Below are 18,020 nucleotides of genomic sequence, written 5' to 3' on the forward strand. Positions count from 1 at the left end.
CCTCTGCTCGATATCATGTTGTATTTATCTGACTCGATGCTAGGGGGGAAAAAAGATTCTTTCAAACGATAAATTTTCATGCAGATATACCATTTACGCATATCTTATTTTAAGCAGGTAGATAACAAGGGATTTAGCGAATTTATTTGTCAGATATTATTCAATTTCTAGACTAAAGTTGAATAGGTTTCGCATCTTCATATGTCATTTTAAAATATCTAGTTTCAGATAAAAAGATTTATCTATGCGTCGTTACATCCCATCATTACAAAGTTTATTATGTTTTGAGTCTGCGGCGAAACATGCCAGTTATACCCATGCCTCACAAGAACTGTGTATTACCCAAAGTGCAGTGTCACGGCAAATTCAACAACTCGAAGAATTTCTAAAGCTTGAATTATTCACCCGTACCCGACATGGCGTCGAACTCACCCTTGCAGGACAGCAATATTACAGTCTGATCAAACCTTATTTATTGGGTCTGGAGCAAAGCACTTTAGATATTATGGCGCACAAAGGTCTAGGCGGAACATTAAAATTAGGTGTGGTTCCTACATTCGCCACCTGTTGGCTGCTCCCTAAATTGCATCGCTTTAATGAAATTTATCCTGAAATTACCGTCCATTTGGAAACCAGCACCAAACCCTTTCTGTTTAATGAAACCATCTTTGATGCAGCCATATATGCAGGAACACCTCAGCAAATCGCGCATTGGCCAGACGTACAAACCCATTATTTAATGAAAGAAGACCTGATTGCTGTTTGTTCCCCACAGCTTATTTTAAAAAACTTTCCCGATGCACAAAGGATTAATGAATATAGCTATGATTTAAGCCCTGAACAACTCACCCAACTTCCACTGTTACAACAAACCACCCGCCCTAGCATTTGGCAGGAATGGTTTAAAACCCATCAAATTTTTCATCCGAAATCTGACATGGGTCATCGGCATGAACTGTTTTCCATGTTAGCGGTAGCAGCCAAACAATCAATGGGTATGGCACTTATTCCACAAATCCTGATCGAGTCAGAACTTCAAAATAAAGAATTGGTCATCGCATCAAGTAAAAAACTCGAAGGAAGCCGTTCTTATTATTTAGTGCATTCTAGTCGAGAGTCCTCTCCTCTGATCCAAAAATTTATTGATTGGATTCAACAAGAATTACTGCTTTCATCAACCAAAGATGATGGATAGAAATATAGAGGAATAAAGCAACTCATTCCGATGCTTCTTTAGTTCAACTGAGATATCAATAATGAATTGAAATCGTGTTATTGAAGTGTTTTTTAATCGCGCTCTGCTGTGTATTTTTATACTTTGCGAAGCTAATTTTCCGTTCCTTGATCACTCACGGTAATCAAATCTCAATAAGTGCTCACTTAAAGACTTTCACATTTGATTTTTTAATTAATGACATCGATATCTAGTTAATGTTCATCAATTCTAATTCCCCATAATATCATTCAAATTTTTTCTTTATTTATTCTTTAGTTTTTTATGAATAAAAAAATTAGACAATAAAAAACCCCGATTAATAATCGGGGTTTTGAATTTGGCGGAAGCGGTGAGATTCGAACTCACGGAGGACTCACACCCTCGTCGGTTTTCAAGACCGGTGCATTAAACCGCTCTGCCACGCTTCCAATGGCGGCTATGATATAAATAAAATCTGATCTTGGCAAATACTTTTCTATATTTTTCTTATCAACCGCTTAAAATAAAAACAAAATATATTAATTTGCTGAATTTTCAGGCATTTCATAACGAATTTGATTGATATACCACTGTTTCTTACCTAAGGGAGTTAGCACCTCAACTTCATCATTGACTTGTTTTCCGAGCAAGGCACGTGCCATAGGCGAATCAATCGAAATATGCTGTGGATGATGATCATAAATTTCATCCACACCAACAATACGTAAAGTTTTTTGGTCGCCTTCTTCATTCTCAATTTCCACCCAAGCGCCAAAATAAATTTTTCCTTCTTGTTCAGGTGAAAAATCAATAATTTTAAGCTCTTCTAAACGCTTGCCCAAGTAACGAACACGACGGTCGATCTTACGTAAAATTTGTTTATTGTACTGGTAGTCAGCATTTTCCGATCTATCGCCCAGACTCGCCGCCCAGTTTACTTTTTTGGTAATTTCTGGTCGCTCTTCATGCCACAAATGTTGTAATTCTGCGACTAATTTATCATGCCCAGAACGTGTAATTAAGTTAGATTTCATAGTCTCTTTTGATATTTTACTGACATTTTGTTTACAAGAATGGCCTATTTTATCCGCTATTTACACATAACTAAAGTTTATAAAATTAATTCTTCAATTAAATTAATTCCTTATGTTACATACCTCCAAAAACTTTAGTACAAAATTTGACAAGTTTATTTTTCACCCTTATTATTCGCGCATGTTCTCAAATCGTCTATTTTTTAATCTATGTAGAAATTCTACATTATTCTCCTTTTAATCCAATGTCATTTTTGAATGACGTCATGACTGCCCTACCCTTATTGAATTTATCAAACTTGAAGAAGCTTGAGGCATGTGCGCCTTTGCTTTTTAGGGCATAAATTACTTGTAGCGGAGACAACATGCACAGTAGTTCAACTTCTGGAGTGAGGCTTTGCCTTAACTCTTTAAAATCTTCTCTCTCATTAAAAATTCTTGCATTCAGTACCTTGTTAATCCCGTTTCACAGTATTAATGCAAGTAAATCGTCCCAGTACGATTCTGTAGTTAACGGCAAGCAACTCACCGTCGTTTCAGTCGAAAATTCGACCACCGTATTTAAAGATGGTGCGCATCTACATGGTTTTGGTTATGACTTGGCACGCAACTATGCCAACAGCTTAAATGTTAAGCTGATCTTTAGAACCGTACCGGATAATGCGACTGCACTCAAATGGGTATCCCAAGGTAAAGCCAACTTTGCCATGACCACCGCAAATCTCAGTTCAATTGAACAGAAGCGTTTAACTTCTTTTTCTGCAACTTGTGGTGATATGGGCAGCTTGAAACAGAATGGCTTGAATACCAACCTGAACTGGGTGTTTAAACATGCAGATGATCCACTCACCCAAACTGCGAGTGGTTTTGTCTGCAAAGGCAAACAATCGGGTGCAATTCGACAACTTGCTTCATTCTATAACCAGAATGTAGTAGAAGAACAAGCTTGGGATACTATTCAGCGTGATCTGAATAAGCGTATGCCGATTTATAAAGCCAGCTTTAAAACTACTGCAGCTAAATATGATTTAGACTGGCATCTGTTAGCAGCGATTGGTTATCAGGAGTCTTACCTGAAACCTAATTCCGTCTCGCCTACTGGTGTGCGTGGTTTAATGATGCTCACCAACAATACCGCAAAGGCTATGGGGGTCAGTAACCGAACTGATCCTACCCAAAGTATTGAAGGTGGAGCAAAATATTACGACCAGATGTTAAGCCGCTATTCAGACGTACCTTTTCCTGACCGCAACTGGTACGCACTTGTGGCTTATAATATGGGGCCAGGTGCAGTAAATCAGATTCAGAAACGCATTCGGGCACAAGGTAAAAACCCAAACAACTGGGTTAATCTGTACAGTTATTTGGATAAAAATAAGGCCAGTAATGGACGTTATCGTCAAGCAGTACAATATGTGACACGTATTCGTGCCTATTTAGAACATATTAAAACTTCAGAGTTAGTGAATATTTAATATATCCTAGATATAAAAAAAGCTTACCTTTGGGTAAGCTTTTTTTATGCTTAAAATTTGTTAAGTTGTTTGCTCAAGCACTTTCTTAAATAAATCTTTTTGTTCTTGGCTTGGCTTGGCAGTTTGTAAAGCCATCAATTGTGACATATCACCTTGAACCTTAATTTTCCCGGTCATAAAGGCTTGCATAGCAGCAGCCATATCAAATTCCAGGAATACTTTACGAAGGGTTTCACCATCCATATTCAAAGTGGTTTTGGCATTTGGAGATAAACCTTTTTTGATTGCCCCACCATCCAAAGACAATTCTGTATTGCCTTGTACATCTGTAACCACCAAGTTAATTGCTAAATTTGCCAATGCAGGTGGCAAGTTTAAATCACCCGCTTGCGCAGTTAAGGTTTCTACAGTTGAAAACCAATCATCAGTTAAAAAGGTAGGCATGATCTTTCCTCAATTTATTCGTTCATTTGTGTCGCCTATCCAGACAACATCTTTGTGAAGCTATTTATGCTTGAGGATTGTTATAGCATGTAAAATTGTTTTCTGCTTAAAGTTTTTTGCACGATACGTTCAATTTTTATATTTCTAATACATTATTTAACTGAATCAAATATATAAATAGACACCAATCCTAAAACTGATGTCTACCACAACGATTATTCAGCAGCAAAGCCTAAGTTCACCATATTAATACGTTTGCTTTGCGGTTCCTCTTCTGTTGAACAGCTACCGGTAAAATCAATTTCACGTTGTTCATCTAAAGCTTCAAAGTCGAACAGTTCACGATCGGCCAGTTGCGAAGGCGATACATTTTGCATGGCACCGAAAATACTATGTAAACGCTTCGGATACTGTGCATCCCATTCACGCAACATATTATTAATCATGGCACGCTGTAAATTTTCCTGTGAACCACACAAGTTACACGGAATAATCGGGAACTGACGCATTTCTGCATATTTAATAATATCTTTTTCTTCCACATACGCCAGTGGACGAATCAGAATATTTTTCTTGTCAGATGACAACAGTTTTGGTGGCATAGCTTTTAAGCTACCGCCATGAAACAGATTCAAGAAGAAAGTTGCCATAATGTCATCACGGTGATGACCTAAAGCTACTTTGGTCGCGCCAATTTCTTGGGCAAAGCCATATAAGGAACCACGACGTAAACGCGAGCAAACCGCACAATAGGTTTTACCTTCAGGGGTCAGCTTTTTGGTAATGCTGTAGGTGTCTTTTTCCAGAATGTAATATGGAATGTTATTTTCTTCCAGATAACGTGGTAAGACATCTTCAGGAAAACCTGGCTGCTTTTGGTCTAGGTTCACCGCAACAACATCAAAGTTTACGGGTGCAATCCGTTTGAACTGCAACATTATGTCCAGTAAGGTATAACTGTCTTTACCACCAGAAATACATACCATCACCTTGTCACCTTCTTCGATCATTTTAAAATCACGAATGGCATGACCGACTTGGCGGCGAAGCTTTTTCAACAAACGGTAATATGCCGAACTTGTTGGCAGTTCTGGTTTGAAATTAAATCCTTGTTCGGACTCAACTGGCGAGTACATAGACGAGATTTACCCATAAATAAAAATACCGCGCAATTTTAGCCGATTCAGAGTTAACAAGCACCAAAAGAATGTAAATTCTGAAAATTGATCTTCATTGTCATTTTCACGTAATCAAGCAAGTGTTATTTTAGACGTTAGAGTTCAAATTTTATGCACAACGCTTACCAATTGTACTTTTCCACAGTTGTCCACAAAACCTGTGGATAACTTTGTGGATTTCAAAAGGCTTGACAAGGTGTCTGTCCTATTATTTAAGGCTTCTATTTAAATTGATCATTTTTTAATCAATTTAAATATTATTAATAATCAGTATGTTATTAGTGTCAAGTTATCCTGATTAAAAAAAAATTAAAATATTTTTTGATTACTCTCTCTACAATTAGCACTTGCTTTTTACAAACTTGTTGAGAAATTAATTCTACAAAGCTTTTTATTCTGTTTTTTTTTGTTAAACTCCTGTTGAACTGTTTGGAGCAGATTTTTTCTAAATAAAAAAATGAAAAATAACCTTGTAAGTATCGGTCTTTATTTGTTGGGGTATGTAACAGTTGGTTTGGTTGCATCGAGCAGTTATGCCGGTCAAACTATTTATCAGTTAAAAGAGTCAAATGGAACTACCTTGCTCACCAATAAACAGAGCCGCTATAGCCATTTGAAAGTAGAAAAAAAGACTTACTACCCTGACAGTAATATGCATAGTTATAGTAACTGGGGAAGTTCAGAAGCTTCAGTTTTGCCCAGCTACAGTCGAAATAAAAATGCATTTGACCCGATTATTAAACAAGCAGCATCGCAACATGGCATTTCTGAAGGCTTGATTAAAGCAGTCATGCATACTGAATCCGGTTTTAACGTCAATGCACGTTCTCCAGTCGGTGCACAAGGATTAATGCAACTGATGCCAGCAACGGCGCGACGCTTTAATGTTTCAAATGCTTATGATCCTCATCAAAATATTATGGGGGGGGCAAAATATTTGTCTTGGTTAATGAAACGCTTTAACGGTAATACCTCCCTGGTTTTAGCCAGTTATAATGCGGGTGAAGGCAATGTTGCCAAATATGGCGGCATCCCTCCCTTTAAAGAAACGCAGGATTATGTAAGACGGGTCAGCAGTCGTTATAGCAACTTATACTCTAGTGGAATTGCTGGCAGTAACGGTTCAAGTAGCGACTCCTACTCGAATAATGCAAAAATTATTGCGCAATCTTCCCCTGATGAGTCTTCTTCCAGCTCGACACCGCACTATAGCGCGCAACGCCAAATTATTATGGCCTCTGATGGGAGTTTTACGGACGCACCTATAGGCTCTTACGCCACGGCACATGCCACGGCTTCAGCAAAAATTTCAATTAGCGACTAATAAAGTCATTTTTTTAATCCGCCTCATCCAACAGAATTACTTATTTTTCTTCTTGAATTTTTAAGACTTACACCTCATATTTACTAACATGATTTTTGATTCATAAATCAGATTATTTTTTTATTATAAGAGGATTCTCTCAATGATGCGGATTGGTTTGTTCTTGCTTACCAACCTCGCGGTACTGGTTGTAGCTGGCATTATTTTGTCACTCTTCGGTGTCGGTAGTTACCATGGCGCGGGTGGCTTAAATCTAGGCAACCTATTGGTCATCTGTTTTGTCTTCGGTATGGTTGGTTCTCTCATTTCCCTGTTCATGTCAAAATGGATGGCGAAAAAAACTACTGGGACAGAATTAATTGACCCAAATGCGCCTCGTAACCAAGCAGAAGCATGGTTATTACAAGAAATTGCGCAATTGTCGCAACGCGCTGGTATTAACATGCCAGAAGTGGGTATTTTCCCTTCTTATCAGTCCAATGCTTTTGCCACAGGTTGGAACAAAAACGACGCTTTAGTAGCCGTTTCAACGGGTTTACTCGAACGAATGAACAAAGACGAACTTCGTGCGGTACTTGCGCATGAAATTGGTCACGTTGCCAATGGTGACATGGTGACCCTTGCCTTGATCCAAGGTGTGGTCAATGCCTTCGTGATGTTCTTTGCACGTGTCGTTGGTGACTTTATTGACCGTAATGTGTTTGGTCGTGAAGACGGCGAAGCACCGGGTCTGGCCTACTTCGGTATTACCATCGTCCTGGATATCGTGTTTGGTATTTTGGCATCTTCTATTGTCATGTGGTTCTCGCGTCAGCGTGAATATCGTGCCGATGAAGCGGGTGCTCGTTTAGCCGGTAAACAAGCCATGATTTCTGCATTATTACGTTTACAGGCAGAATCAGAATTGCCTGATCAAATGCCTAAAGAAATGAAAGCATTTGCAATTGCGGAAGGTAAGGAAGAAGGGTTCAGCTTGGCAGCTTTATTCCAGACCCACCCAACGATTGAACAACGTGTAGCTGCCCTACATCAGCTTAACTGCCCATAATATGGTTTGATTAAAAATATTGGTTAATTAAATTGAATATCAAAAAGTCTCCACATGGAGGCTTTTTTAATGCTGCTGAATACAACGCAACAGACTGCCGTTGATATCAATAACACAGAACATCTCTATTTCAGTTAAGTGTTCTATAGCAGTGATTCGTGCTAGTGCAAATGCAGACCAATTTAAACCCTGCCACGCATGATAAAGTGCTGCCAAATCCTGAACACGAATACACGCACTATGCCAAGAAGTTTCTGGCTCCAGCTCGGGATGATGGAAAAACTCTAAACTCAAACTACCCCGATTTAGAATCAGCCATTCTTTTGATTGATGCAAACATTGAAAACCGAGCATACGATAAAAATCACAAGTTTCTTCAACATTGATTGCAGGTAAGTTTGCAGCAATATAATCCATAGATTTTACCCACTAAAAATCAAAAAGTATTCATAGCCTGAAACCATTGCCATAACCAGCTCAAACCGAACCACATCGCAATCAGCATCAATACTAAAACGATTGTACCTAAAAGATCAGGAATATGTAACCACAACCAAGCTACCACAGGATTTCGCCAAAAAGCCGAGTTCTGCTGTTTACGCTCTAAACTTTCATGCAGAAATGGATGAACCACATGTAAATCACTACCAATCTGGTATTCCTCTCGGATATGCTCATGCACAATCGCTAAAGCTTTACGACTGGGACGAATAAAAACGTCAAAAACCGTTCCTACTACAGGGACAAAACCCACCACTGCATCCAGCATAGCCAGTTTCATCACCGGATTAAGCTTGCTTTGTGGTACCCCTATTTGCTTAGCCTTATAAATGGCATAACAGGTCAAGACAAAACCTGCGACATCTCCGGCAATGGGAATCGTACTTAAAGCAGCATCTGCCCCGACGCCTTGTTTAGTAAACGGAATACGTACCACAGAGTCCATCATATTGGCAAACTTGGCTAAATCCCGTTCGAGGCGTACAACTTCTTGCTGACTGAGTTTTTTTTGTTGTTGCTCTGGCATAAGCCTTAATTCCCAGGAAAGCATTATCTAAACACTTGAGATTACATCATATCTTTTCTTATCGCTGTGTATCGATATGATTAATACAGCAGTTCAATGATCGAAAATGACAAATAAGGATGAATAACCAGACTCCTATATTTGCCCATATGACTTTTTATCATCTGGCTGCTGCTGCATGGCTCATAACTGCAGCACCCCTCACCCAATAAGCATCTTTAAGATCATACTTATGAGATGATGGAGATTGTTTAAGATTCCTGTTGAGCTTTGCCTTTAAATACAGTTCGGATCAGAACATACATAAATGGAATAAAAATCAGCACCAACACGGTCGCAAAAATTACCCCACCTAAAACACTCACTCCAATTTCCTGGCGGCTAGCAGCCCCTGCACCAAAGGCAAAGACCAATGGAATTACCCCTGCACCAAAGGCAAGCGAAGTCATCAGAATTGGACGCAAACGCAGGCTTGCACCTTCCAAGGCGGCTTCAATCACACTGCGCCCCTGATCCTGAGCCAGCGATGCAAACTCAACAATTAAGATGGCATTTTTACACGACAGGCCAATGGTGGTGAGCAGAGCAATCTGGAAATAAATGTCGTTGGGAAAACCGACAAAATAGCTGAACAGGATATTTCCGCCAATCCCTAAAGGAATGGCACTCATCACAGCACTAGGAATTGACCAGCTTTCATAAAGTGCAGCCAAGCACAGGAAAATAAAGCCAATTGAGATCAGATACAGCAACAAGGCCTGATTACTGGACTGTTTTTCTTCATAAGATAAACCGCTCCATGCCACATCAATACCGGGCTGCTGTCCAACCAGTTTGGCAACATCTTGCATGGCGAGGCCTGAACTCACATCTTTTGCAGTATCGGCTTCCATTTGCAGCGCGGTATACCCCATATAACGGTTCACTACTTCAGGCCCCCCACTCCAGGTCACATTGGCAAAATTGCTAAATGACACCATTTGATTTACATCATTGCGCACATACCAATACTGCAAATCTTCAGGCTTGGACCGGAATTCGACATCCCCCTGCATCATCACGCGTTTAATCCGGCCACGATCAATAAAGTCATTGATATAACTGCCGCCCCAGGCACTGGACAAGGTACTGTTAATTGCAGATTGTGAGAGTCCGTTGGCCATAGCCAGTTTTTGGTCTACATTAACTTTCAGTTCGGCTTTATCCGGATTGGAACGTTTATCCAGATTTTCAAAAGTGGAATATTGCTTTGCCTGTTCCTGAAGTTGCTTAAATTGAGTGTCCAAAAATTGACGTCCCTGACCATTAACATCGCGAATCCAAAAATCCAGTCCATCAGTTTGACCTAAACCACTGACCGAAGATGGCATGCTGACGTTAATTTGTGCATTGGGGTTTTTTTTGAAATATTTTAAAGCACGTTCGCGAATTGCTTGTGCCGAGTTTTCTTTACCAGAACGCTCATCCCAATGTTTTAAGGCAATAAAACCCTGACCCAGATTCTGTCCCGTGCCGGAAAAATTACGTCCATAGCGAATCATCACTAAATTCACGTTATCTTTTTCATGTTCCAGAAAATATTGTCGAATCTGTTCACCAATTTCACGGCTTTTCGACATCGGTGCACCATCGACCAATTTAAACTGTACGCTTAAAATGCCTTGGTCTTCACTTGGAATAAAACTGGTCGGTAAGGCACGATAAAATAAAGCAAAAACACTGATGAGTGCGGCAAAAATGACTAAGCAAATCGCTTTATGCTGAATGGTAAGAGTAGATAATTTTAAATAACGATGTTTTAAAGCATCCAATTTTTGATTAAACCACAGCGCCCATTTGGCCGGTTGTGGATTGGGCTTTAAAATCAGTGCACATAAAGCAGGCGTTAAAATAAGAGCAACGGCCAGAGATAAGGCCATGGCTGCAACCAAGGTAATTGAGAATTGGCGGTAAATTACTCCGGTTGAGCCACCAAAAAATGCCATGGGAATAAATACAGCAGTCAGCACCAAGGTAATCCCGATCAATGCACCACTAATTTCTTGCATGGACTCTATCGACGCTTGTTTCGCCGTTAATTGCTTTTCATGCATCAAGCGCTCGACGTTTTCAACCACCACAATGGCATCATCAACCAAGAGTCCAATCGCCAGTACCAAAGCAAATAAAGTTAGGGTATTAATGCTCATCCCTAGCACATAGAGCACAGCCATGGTACCTAAAATGACCACAGGTACGGTAATGGCAGGAATAAGTGTCGCTCGCCAGTTTTGCAGGAAGATGAACATCACTACAATTACCAGCAATATGGCTTCAAACAGTGTTTTGACTACTTCCTTAATGGACTCTTGTACAAAGGGAGTATTATCGCGTGGATAAACCAGTTTGTAGCCTTCAGGCAATTGTGTCGAAAGACGATCGACCTCCGCTTTAATTAAGGCTGAAGTGGCCAAAGCATTCGCACCCGAAGCTAAGGAAATCCCCATTCCGGCAGATTCAAAACCATTAATGGTATTGAATGATTGATAATTTTCTGCACCTAACTCAATACGTGCGACATCTTTTAAATAGATAAAACTTCCATCGCGGGCAGATTTGACAATAATATTTTCAAATTCAGGCACGGTTTTTAAACGTGAGCCTGAAGTCACTTTAGCATTTAGGTATTGGTCTTTGAGAGTGGGTAAATCACCAATTGCCCCAGCAGCGACTTGGGTATTTTGTGCTTCGATTGCTGCCCGAATATCACTGGGCATTAAATTGTATTGTTTTAATTTTAAGGGATTTAACCAAATCCGCATTGCATATTGCGAACCAAAAACATCAACTTCACCCACGCCTTCAATGCGCGCCAGCTCTTCTTCCAAATGCGTCATCATATAATCTGACAGTGCAATATTGTCACTTTTACCCGAGGCGTCGTACAAGCCAATCACCATATGGGTATCGCCAAGGGACTTAAATACATTCACCCCCTGACGTTGTACATCCTCAGGTAAACGATTCACTACCCCGTTAATTGCATTTTGTACTTGAACTTGTGCGGTATCAGGATCTGTGCCATTTTCAAAACTAATGCTGATTCGACTACGACCCGATGAATCACTACTTGAACTAAAATAAAGCAGATGATCAATACCTTTAATTTGTTGTTCTAAAACTTGGGTAACACTTTCTTCGACTGTTTCTGCTGAAGCACCATTATAGGTTGCACTCACCGTAATGCGTGGCGGTGCAATATCAGGATAGCGCTCCACAGGCAAATTCAGCACCGCAAAAAGCCCAAAAGCCATCACAATAATGGCCAGTACACCGGCAAAAATAGGTCGTTGAATAAAAAATTTCGACAGCATATGACTTGATCGCAGGTTAAAGAAGTGGTGTTGCTATACCTTAGAATGAATTCTAAGATCGCTTATTAAGGTTGATATTCAGTGACTAAAAATCAAAATACAATAACATTTAACAGAAAAAACAATTTTTATCATAAATAAGGAGAAACTATGAAGATATATCATTTGATCTCGAATTATCCGCCAGTTCATTCCCTATCTTCTTTCATCAGACTGTTAATCCTTGCTTGAACAAGATTGCTTTTTATATCCACCCTCAACAGCTGAAAATAGATTCACTTTATTCAATTCAATATAAGCAACCCTTAATTCAATCTAAATTTAATTAGATTCACTCAGCTCATAGAAACATCACCCAAGAATATAGTTTTTAGGATTCAAATTGAGAGAGACCGCAACATGATAGATGCAAAAGAACTATTCTTAACATTTTGATGTTACATATTTTTATCATAAGAAAATTTAATCATAAAGCATTTGAAATTAATCTCTGTTTAATAAATCTGTTCTATGGTGTCTGAAATTGATGAAAATTTTTAGTTATGAACTCATATTCCCCCTTTAAAGGCAAAACCGGTTTTAAGCGTATTATCCATGCCACTCATTATTCTTTTTCGGGTTTTAAAACTGCATTCATTAATGAAGCTGCCTTTCGTCAAATTGTATTTATAAATTTGATTCTAATTCCTGCGAGTTTTTTTCTTAATGTATCCCGTGTAGACCAAGCCGTGATGATTGCGGTGTGTTTGTTGGCACTCATTGTTGAATTATTTAATTCAGCGATTGAAGCAGTGGTAGACCGTATTTCTTTAGAAAAACATGAGCTTTCAAAAAGTGCTAAAGACATGGGTAGTGCTGCGCAATTTGTTGCACTGGCGATTATTTTCTTTACTTGGCTGATTATTTTAGTACCCTAAGATTTTTTACTCCCTATCAAGTTATTTACTATATAAAACAATAAAGAGAACATATTTTTATGTTCTCTTTTTTATTCTATTTTAACAATTATAAAAAAACCCTGCTTTCGCAGGGTTCTTTTTGAATCATTCGGGAGGATTAACCACCGAATTGGTTCATTGTGTTTTTAGCGTCATCACCCGCTTTAAGCGCGTTGTCACCAGCGAAGATTTCTTTGTGATCATCACCGATGTCAGAACCAGCCATTGCTTGGTGTTTAACACATGCGATTGAACCGCGGATTTCTTTACGTTGTACGCCAGCAACATAAGCAAGCATACCTTGATCGCCGAAGTAACCTTTAGCAAGCTCATGTGTAGAAAGAGCAGCTGTGTGATAAGTCGGAAGTGTGATCAAGTGATGGAACACACCCGCTTCACGAGAAGCATCTGCCTGGAATGTACGTACTTTTTCGTCAGCGTCAGCAGCCAATTCAGTTTCGTCATACTCAGCGCTCATTAATTTAGCACGGTCGTATGCAGATACATCTTTACCTTCAGCAACATAACGGTCATAAGTTTGTTGACGGAAGTTTAAAGTCCAGTTGAATGATGGGCTGTTGTTGTAAACAAGCTTAGCATTTGGCACTGTTTCACGTACACGGTTAACCATGTGAGCGATTTCGTCAACGTTTGGCGTTGCAGTTTCGATCCAAAGTAAGTCAGCACCGTTTTGAAGGCTAGATACACAGTCAAGTACAACACGGTCAATTTGAGTGTCAGCACGGAACTGGTAAAGGCCAGAAGGTAAACGTTTAGGACGGTGTAATTTACCGTTACGTTTGATCAGGATTTCGTCTTCTTGTGCATCAGCGATGTCAATTTCAGACGTTTCCAAGAAACCGATATATTGAGAAGCGATGTCGCCTGGCTCTTTAACCACTGGGATTTTTTGAGTCAAGTCAGCGCCTTCAGAGTCAGTACGCGCAACGATGATACCGTCATCAAGACCCATTTCTAAGAATGCATAACGAAGTGCATGGATCTTAGCGATGAAGTCTTCGTGTGGAACAGTTACTTTACCGGCTTGGTGACCACATTGTTTCGCATCAGATACTTGGTTTTCGATTTGTAGTGCACAAGCACCCGCTTCGATCATTTTCTTAGCTAACAAGTAAGTTGCTTCTTCGTTACCGAAACCGGCATCAATGTCCGCAATAATTGGTACAACGTGAGTTTGGAAACCATCGATTTGCGCAGTAATTTCAGCCGCTTTAGCAGTATCGCCTGCTTCGTTTGCTTTTTTAAGCGCACGGAACAAGTCATTTAATTCTTTCGCATCAGCTTGACGAAGGAAAGTGTAGATTTCTTCGATCAATGCAGGTACTGAAGTTTTTTCGTGCATAGATTGGTCAGGAAGTGGACCGAATTCTGAACGAAGTGCAGCAACCATCCAACCAGATAAGTAGATGTAACGTTTGTCCGTGGTACCGAAATATTTTTTGTTCGCAATCATTTTTTGTTGTGCGATGAAACCGTGCCAGCAACCCAAAGATTGAGTATATTTGCTAGAATCAGCATCATATTCAGCCATATCACGACGCATAATAGCAGCAGTATATTTAGCAATGTCTAAACCAGTTTTGAATTGGTTTTGCATTTGCATACGCGCAGCATCTTCTGGGCTGATATCGCGCCAAGTGTTGCCGAATTTTGCTTTTAATTCGCGGATTGCGTCAATCGCTGTTTGGTATGTAGTCATGATATTTTCCTGTATATAATTTTAGGATTTCATCAATCAAAGGACTAAATCTGCAAGATATTGATTTGTTCAGATTTAGAGCGCTTCGTTGCAATGAATACAGCTTAGATGCAGTCAAATAATTAATCCAATAGTCTGCAAGAATCTTCAGTATTTATTTAAAAAATATGTAGATTAAAGTCTAATTATAATTCTCCCTATATTTCACAAATTACTAATTTTTAATACTATATTGAAAAAACAAAAATTCTTTTTTTGTATAACAAATAAGCAAAATGCTGTTTTATTTTTCATTAGACCTAAGTATAGGGGTTATTAAAAAAGAACTATCTGCTCCATTTTCCTCTGTTTTTTTATTATTTAATCCTTAGTATTTTAAAAATACAATTGTATTTTATTTCATCAAATCATGTGTTCTTATTTTTTATCTATTCAAAACCTGAGCTGTAAAAGGATCATTTCGCTTTTCAGTATAAATTTATGAAATACAGCTTTTCACCTCAAGGCCTTTCCATTCAATTAACATCGACACAATTAGAACTGCTCTATTTGAGCGAATTGTATAAGTCGAAAATTAAACTTTAAACTCCCTCTATTGAAGTTATGCAGATTATCAAACTTATATTCTAATTTTCTTAAAAACCAATTGATAATTATCAAGAATTCAGCTCCTATAAAATGACTAAATTTATAACAAATTCACTTTTATACCGATTTTTTCTTCATCATATTTCCTACACAAGCCTTACCGCTTATGGCATAATCAATATAATTTCATGGTTTTATTATCGGTATTTCTTATATGAATCTGGAGCGGGTCGATCTCAATCTATTAATTTACCTTGATGTTCTTTTACGTGAAAAAAATGTAACCCGCGCAGCAGAACAATTGGGCGTTACCCAACCCGCCATGAGTAATATTTTACGTCGTCTACGTAATTTATTTAATGATCCGCTTTTAATTCGTTCTTCTGAAGGCATGACTCCAACAGAACGTGCTTTAGAGCTTCAGCCGCGAATCCGAGATGCTCTTGCTGATTTATCCATGATTTTGGAACCTCGTACAGAATTCCGCCCTTATACCTCGAATCGCGTTTTCCGCATCATGACCTCTGATTATGCCGAAGCGACTCTAGTTCCTCGGCTGGTTAAAGCTTTGCGTTCAGAAGCACCGAATGTGGTTCTCGACTTTTTAACCCCAAGTGACGTGTCTTACCGTGACATGGAACAGGGTAAAGTTGATTTAGCCATTAACCGATTCAATGAAATTCCACAAAGTTTCCATCAGGTCTTGGTTTGGCGTGACAGTTTTTCGTGTTTACTCAACAACAAACATCCTGCTAGCGCAAACTTAAATCTTAAAAGCTATTTAGATGCACAACATATTTGGGTATCTAAAACTGGTATGGGGGTTGGCTTTGGTGTCAATCCTGATAAACAAGCCGGTCTTGGCTGGATTGATCAGGCTTTAGAACGTATTGGTCAAAAACGTAAAATTTCTGTCTTTACCCGTCATTATCAAATGCCTGCACTTTTGGCATCCAATGTTGACTTGATTGCCACTCTCCCAAGCCGTATTGCAAAATTACAATCGAACAATCCAAACCTGCTGCTCAAAGATCCACCGTTTTATATTCCTGAATTTGAATTAAAAATGGCTTGGTGTCCATTATTGCACCATCATCCTGCACACCGCTGGTTACGTCAGCTTATTCTGTATGTAGCCCGTCAAATGATTGAAGAAGAAAATCGTGAATTTTTAAGCAATAACTCACAATTTTCTCACTATTAAGCGTAAAAATTCTTAAATTCTTCTTTTTTAAGATTATACTGTAATCACCTAGGTAGTAATTTGCTTACTACCTCTCGTCCTTTTGTGTTAAAAATATTCCATAATAATGATGATCAACAGGTGGATTCGTGAGCCTTTTCCAGAATATCCTCATCATCGTGATACTGATTGCGGGAGCCGGTTTTCTATCATTAACGGAGATTGCACTTGCCGGTGCACGTAAGGTCAAACTTAAAATTCTTGCAGAATCGGGCGATGAACGCGCCCAAAAAGTTTTAGACCTACAGGAACAATCAGCTGATTTCTTTGCGGCTTCGCAAATTGGTTTAAACGCGGTTGCCATTCTCGGTGGTATTTTGGGTGAAGCAGCATTTCGCCCTTATATCGTAAATTTTGTGAATCGCATTTATCAAGGTCCATGGACTGAAAACATTGGCTTTATCCTCTCCTTTAGTTTAGTTACCTCGCTTTTTATTCTTTTTGCAGATTTAATGCCGAAACGCATGGCCATGATTGCACCAGAAAAAATTGCAGTTTCAGTAATTAACCCAATTCAAATTTTTATTAAAATTTGCAAACCGCTGGCTTGGATCATCAATGCCATCGCTAATTTATTGTTCCGCTTGTTTAAAATTAATACCATTCGTGATGACAACATTACCTTTGCTGATATTTCGGCAGTGATGGATGCTGGTGCGCAAGCTGGTGTATTACAAAAGCAAGAACATCATTTCATTGAAAACGTATTTGAACTTGAAGAGCGTAATGTCCCTTCAAGTATGACCACTCGTGAAAATGTGGTGTTCTTTACTTTAAAAGAGTCTGAAGCCAGTATTCGTCAAAAACTGGCAGAATATCCTTATTCCAAATTTGTGGTGTGTAGTGAAACTATTGATGAGGTGATTGGCTATATTGATGCCAAGGATATTTTAGTCCGTATTTTAAACAATCAGTCTTTATTGCAACTTAATGAAAACACCATTCGTAGTGTACTGACCATTCCAGATACATTAACTTTATCTGAATTACTTGATCGCTTCCGGTCCACCAAGGAAAAATTCGCCGTTGTGATTAACGAATATGCCTTAGTGGTCGGTGTGATTACCCTGTCCGACATTATGATTACCGTGATGGGCGACTGGGTAACAACGGTTGAAGCGGATCAGCAAATTATCAAGCGTGACAATAATTCCTGGCTAATTGATGGCAGCACACCGATTGAAGACATCAAGCATGCGCTTGAAATTGATGAAATGCCGGATGATGAAAACTATGAAACTATTGCTGGTTTCATGATGTATAAATTGCGCAAGATTCCTCGTCCTGCAGATGCGGTGATATTTGGGGGTTACAAATTTGAAGTAGTCGATGTCGATCATTTTAAAATTGACCAATTACTGGTGACGCGTCTTCTGGAAAAATCAGCAGAAAATGGAATTCAGGAAGAAGCAGAGTAATCTGCTTTTTCTTTTTTAAACGCAAAGTTAATAAC

The 18,020-nt window shown here is 39.0% G+C and carries 14 protein-coding genes and 1 tRNA gene; 7 read left to right on the forward strand and 8 right to left on the reverse strand.

The genetic code is table 11. The features are described 5' to 3' along the window. The first annotated feature begins 244 nt into the window (after positions 1-244). Positions 245-1,195: a LysR substrate-binding domain-containing protein gene (locus E0H89_RS05875; protein ID WP_131215419.1), complete on the forward strand. Its 951-nt coding sequence runs from the start codon at positions 245-247 to the stop codon at positions 1,193-1,195. 359 nt (positions 1,196-1,554) lie between these two features. Here E0H89_RS05875 and E0H89_RS05880 read toward each other — a convergent pair. Continuing rightward, a tRNA-Ser gene (locus E0H89_RS05880) sits at positions 1,555-1,644 on the reverse strand. Between the two features lie 90 nt (positions 1,645-1,734). Next, positions 1,735-2,229 carry a transcription elongation factor GreB gene (greB, locus tag E0H89_RS05885; RefSeq protein WP_131215421.1) on the reverse strand — a complete coding sequence of 165 codons (495 nt, stop codon included), beginning with the start codon at positions 2,227-2,229 and terminating at the stop codon, positions 1,735-1,737. A gap of 365 nt (positions 2,230-2,594) precedes the next feature. Between greB and E0H89_RS05890 the strand changes: the two genes are divergently transcribed. After that, positions 2,595-3,704: an MltF family protein gene (locus E0H89_RS05890; RefSeq protein WP_131215423.1), complete on the forward strand. Its 1,110-nt coding sequence runs from the start codon at positions 2,595-2,597 to the stop codon at positions 3,702-3,704. A 60-nt stretch (positions 3,705-3,764) separates the two neighbouring features. On the opposite strand, the gene E0H89_RS05895 is transcribed toward E0H89_RS05890, so the two are convergent. Together E0H89_RS05895 and ttcA are read right to left on the reverse strand one after the other, a co-directional pair. Next, on the reverse strand, positions 3,765-4,148 hold the full coding sequence (locus tag E0H89_RS05895; RefSeq protein WP_131215425.1) for an SCP2 sterol-binding domain-containing protein: 384 nt from the start codon (positions 4,146-4,148) through the stop codon (positions 3,765-3,767). Between the two features lie 215 nt (positions 4,149-4,363). After that, positions 4,364-5,284, reverse strand: a complete 921-nt coding sequence (gene ttcA, locus E0H89_RS05900; protein ID WP_131215427.1) for a tRNA 2-thiocytidine(32) synthetase TtcA — start codon at positions 5,282-5,284, stop codon at positions 4,364-4,366. Between the two features lie 499 nt (positions 5,285-5,783). Here ttcA and E0H89_RS05905 point away from each other — a divergent pair, with 499 nt between their 5' ends. Next, on the forward strand, positions 5,784-6,650 hold the full coding sequence (locus tag E0H89_RS05905; protein ID WP_131215429.1) for a lytic transglycosylase domain-containing protein: 867 nt from the start codon (positions 5,784-5,786) through the stop codon (positions 6,648-6,650). A 142-nt stretch (positions 6,651-6,792) separates the two neighbouring features. Beyond that, entirely contained in the window at positions 6,793-7,698 is a 906-nt protein-coding gene (gene htpX, locus E0H89_RS05910) for a protease HtpX (protein ID WP_131215431.1), read from the forward strand. 66 nt (positions 7,699-7,764) lie between these two features. Here htpX and E0H89_RS05915 read toward each other — a convergent pair whose 3' ends face one another. From E0H89_RS05915 to E0H89_RS05925, 3 genes are all read right to left on the reverse strand, one after another. Further along, entirely contained in the window at positions 7,765-8,115 is a 351-nt protein-coding gene (locus E0H89_RS05915; protein WP_131215433.1) for a DUF8817 family protein, read from the reverse strand. A gap of 19 nt (positions 8,116-8,134) precedes the next feature. Then, positions 8,135-8,725 (reverse strand): DUF4112 domain-containing protein, encoded by a 591-nt coding sequence (locus E0H89_RS05920; RefSeq protein ID WP_131215435.1) that lies wholly within the window; start codon positions 8,723-8,725, stop codon positions 8,135-8,137. A 251-nt stretch (positions 8,726-8,976) separates the two neighbouring features. Beyond that, a complete protein-coding gene (locus tag E0H89_RS05925) occupies positions 8,977-12,078 on the reverse strand; it encodes a multidrug efflux RND transporter permease subunit (RefSeq protein ID WP_131215437.1) in 3,102 nt (1,033 codons plus the stop codon). A gap of 542 nt (positions 12,079-12,620) precedes the next feature. On the opposite strand from E0H89_RS05925, the gene E0H89_RS05930 reads away from it, so the two are divergent. After that, complete coding sequence (locus E0H89_RS05930; protein WP_131215440.1) at positions 12,621-12,995, forward strand: diacylglycerol kinase; 375 nt, start codon at positions 12,621-12,623, stop codon at positions 12,993-12,995. 139 nt (positions 12,996-13,134) lie between these two features. Here E0H89_RS05930 and E0H89_RS05935 read toward each other — a convergent pair whose 3' ends face one another. Then, on the reverse strand, positions 13,135-14,736 hold the full coding sequence (locus tag E0H89_RS05935) for an isocitrate lyase (protein WP_131215442.1): 1,602 nt from the start codon (positions 14,734-14,736) through the stop codon (positions 13,135-13,137). A gap of 802 nt (positions 14,737-15,538) precedes the next feature. Here E0H89_RS05935 and E0H89_RS05940 point away from each other — a divergent pair. Both E0H89_RS05940 and paeA read left to right on the forward strand, forming a co-directional pair. Further along, the gene (locus tag E0H89_RS05940) at positions 15,539-16,528 is read left to right on the forward strand and encodes a LysR family transcriptional regulator (RefSeq protein WP_131215443.1); all 990 of its coding nucleotides are present in this window, start codon (positions 15,539-15,541) and stop codon (positions 16,526-16,528) included. Positions 16,529-16,656: 128 nt separating this feature from the next. Continuing rightward, on the forward strand, positions 16,657-17,985 hold the full coding sequence (paeA, locus tag E0H89_RS05945) for a polyamine export protein PaeA (protein WP_131215445.1): 1,329 nt from the start codon (positions 16,657-16,659) through the stop codon (positions 17,983-17,985). Positions 17,986-18,020 lie beyond the last annotated feature (35 nt).

The sequence above is a fragment of the Acinetobacter sp. ANC 3781 genome (genome assembly GCF_004331285.1).
GTDB lineage: Bacteria > Pseudomonadota > Gammaproteobacteria > Pseudomonadales > Moraxellaceae > Acinetobacter.

Coding starts and splice junctions, on each gene's coding strand:
- E0H89_RS05875 (WP_131215419.1), top strand. CDS start 245: ATGCGTCGTTACATCCCATCATTACAAAGTTTATTATGTTTTGAGTCT.
- greB (WP_131215421.1), bottom strand. CDS start 2,229: ATGAAATCTAACTTAATTACACGTTCTGGGCATGATAAATTAGTCGCA.
- E0H89_RS05890 (WP_131215423.1), top strand. CDS start 2,595: ATGCACAGTAGTTCAACTTCTGGAGTGAGGCTTTGCCTTAACTCTTTA.
- E0H89_RS05895 (WP_131215425.1), bottom strand. CDS start 4,148: ATGCCTACCTTTTTAACTGATGATTGGTTTTCAACTGTAGAAACCTTA.
- ttcA (WP_131215427.1), bottom strand. CDS start 5,284: ATGTACTCGCCAGTTGAGTCCGAACAAGGATTTAATTTCAAACCAGAA.
- E0H89_RS05905 (WP_131215429.1), top strand. CDS start 5,784: ATGAAAAATAACCTTGTAAGTATCGGTCTTTATTTGTTGGGGTATGTA.
- htpX (WP_131215431.1), top strand. CDS start 6,793: ATGATGCGGATTGGTTTGTTCTTGCTTACCAACCTCGCGGTACTGGTT.
- E0H89_RS05915 (WP_131215433.1), bottom strand. CDS start 8,115: ATGGATTATATTGCTGCAAACTTACCTGCAATCAATGTTGAAGAAACT.
- E0H89_RS05920 (WP_131215435.1), bottom strand. CDS start 8,725: ATGCCAGAGCAACAACAAAAAAAACTCAGTCAGCAAGAAGTTGTACGC.
- E0H89_RS05925 (WP_131215437.1), bottom strand. CDS start 12,078: ATGCTGTCGAAATTTTTTATTCAACGACCTATTTTTGCCGGTGTACTG.
- E0H89_RS05930 (WP_131215440.1), top strand. CDS start 12,621: ATGAACTCATATTCCCCCTTTAAAGGCAAAACCGGTTTTAAGCGTATT.
- E0H89_RS05935 (WP_131215442.1), bottom strand. CDS start 14,736: ATGACTACATACCAAACAGCGATTGACGCAATCCGCGAATTAAAAGCA.
- E0H89_RS05940 (WP_131215443.1), top strand. CDS start 15,539: ATGAATCTGGAGCGGGTCGATCTCAATCTATTAATTTACCTTGATGTT.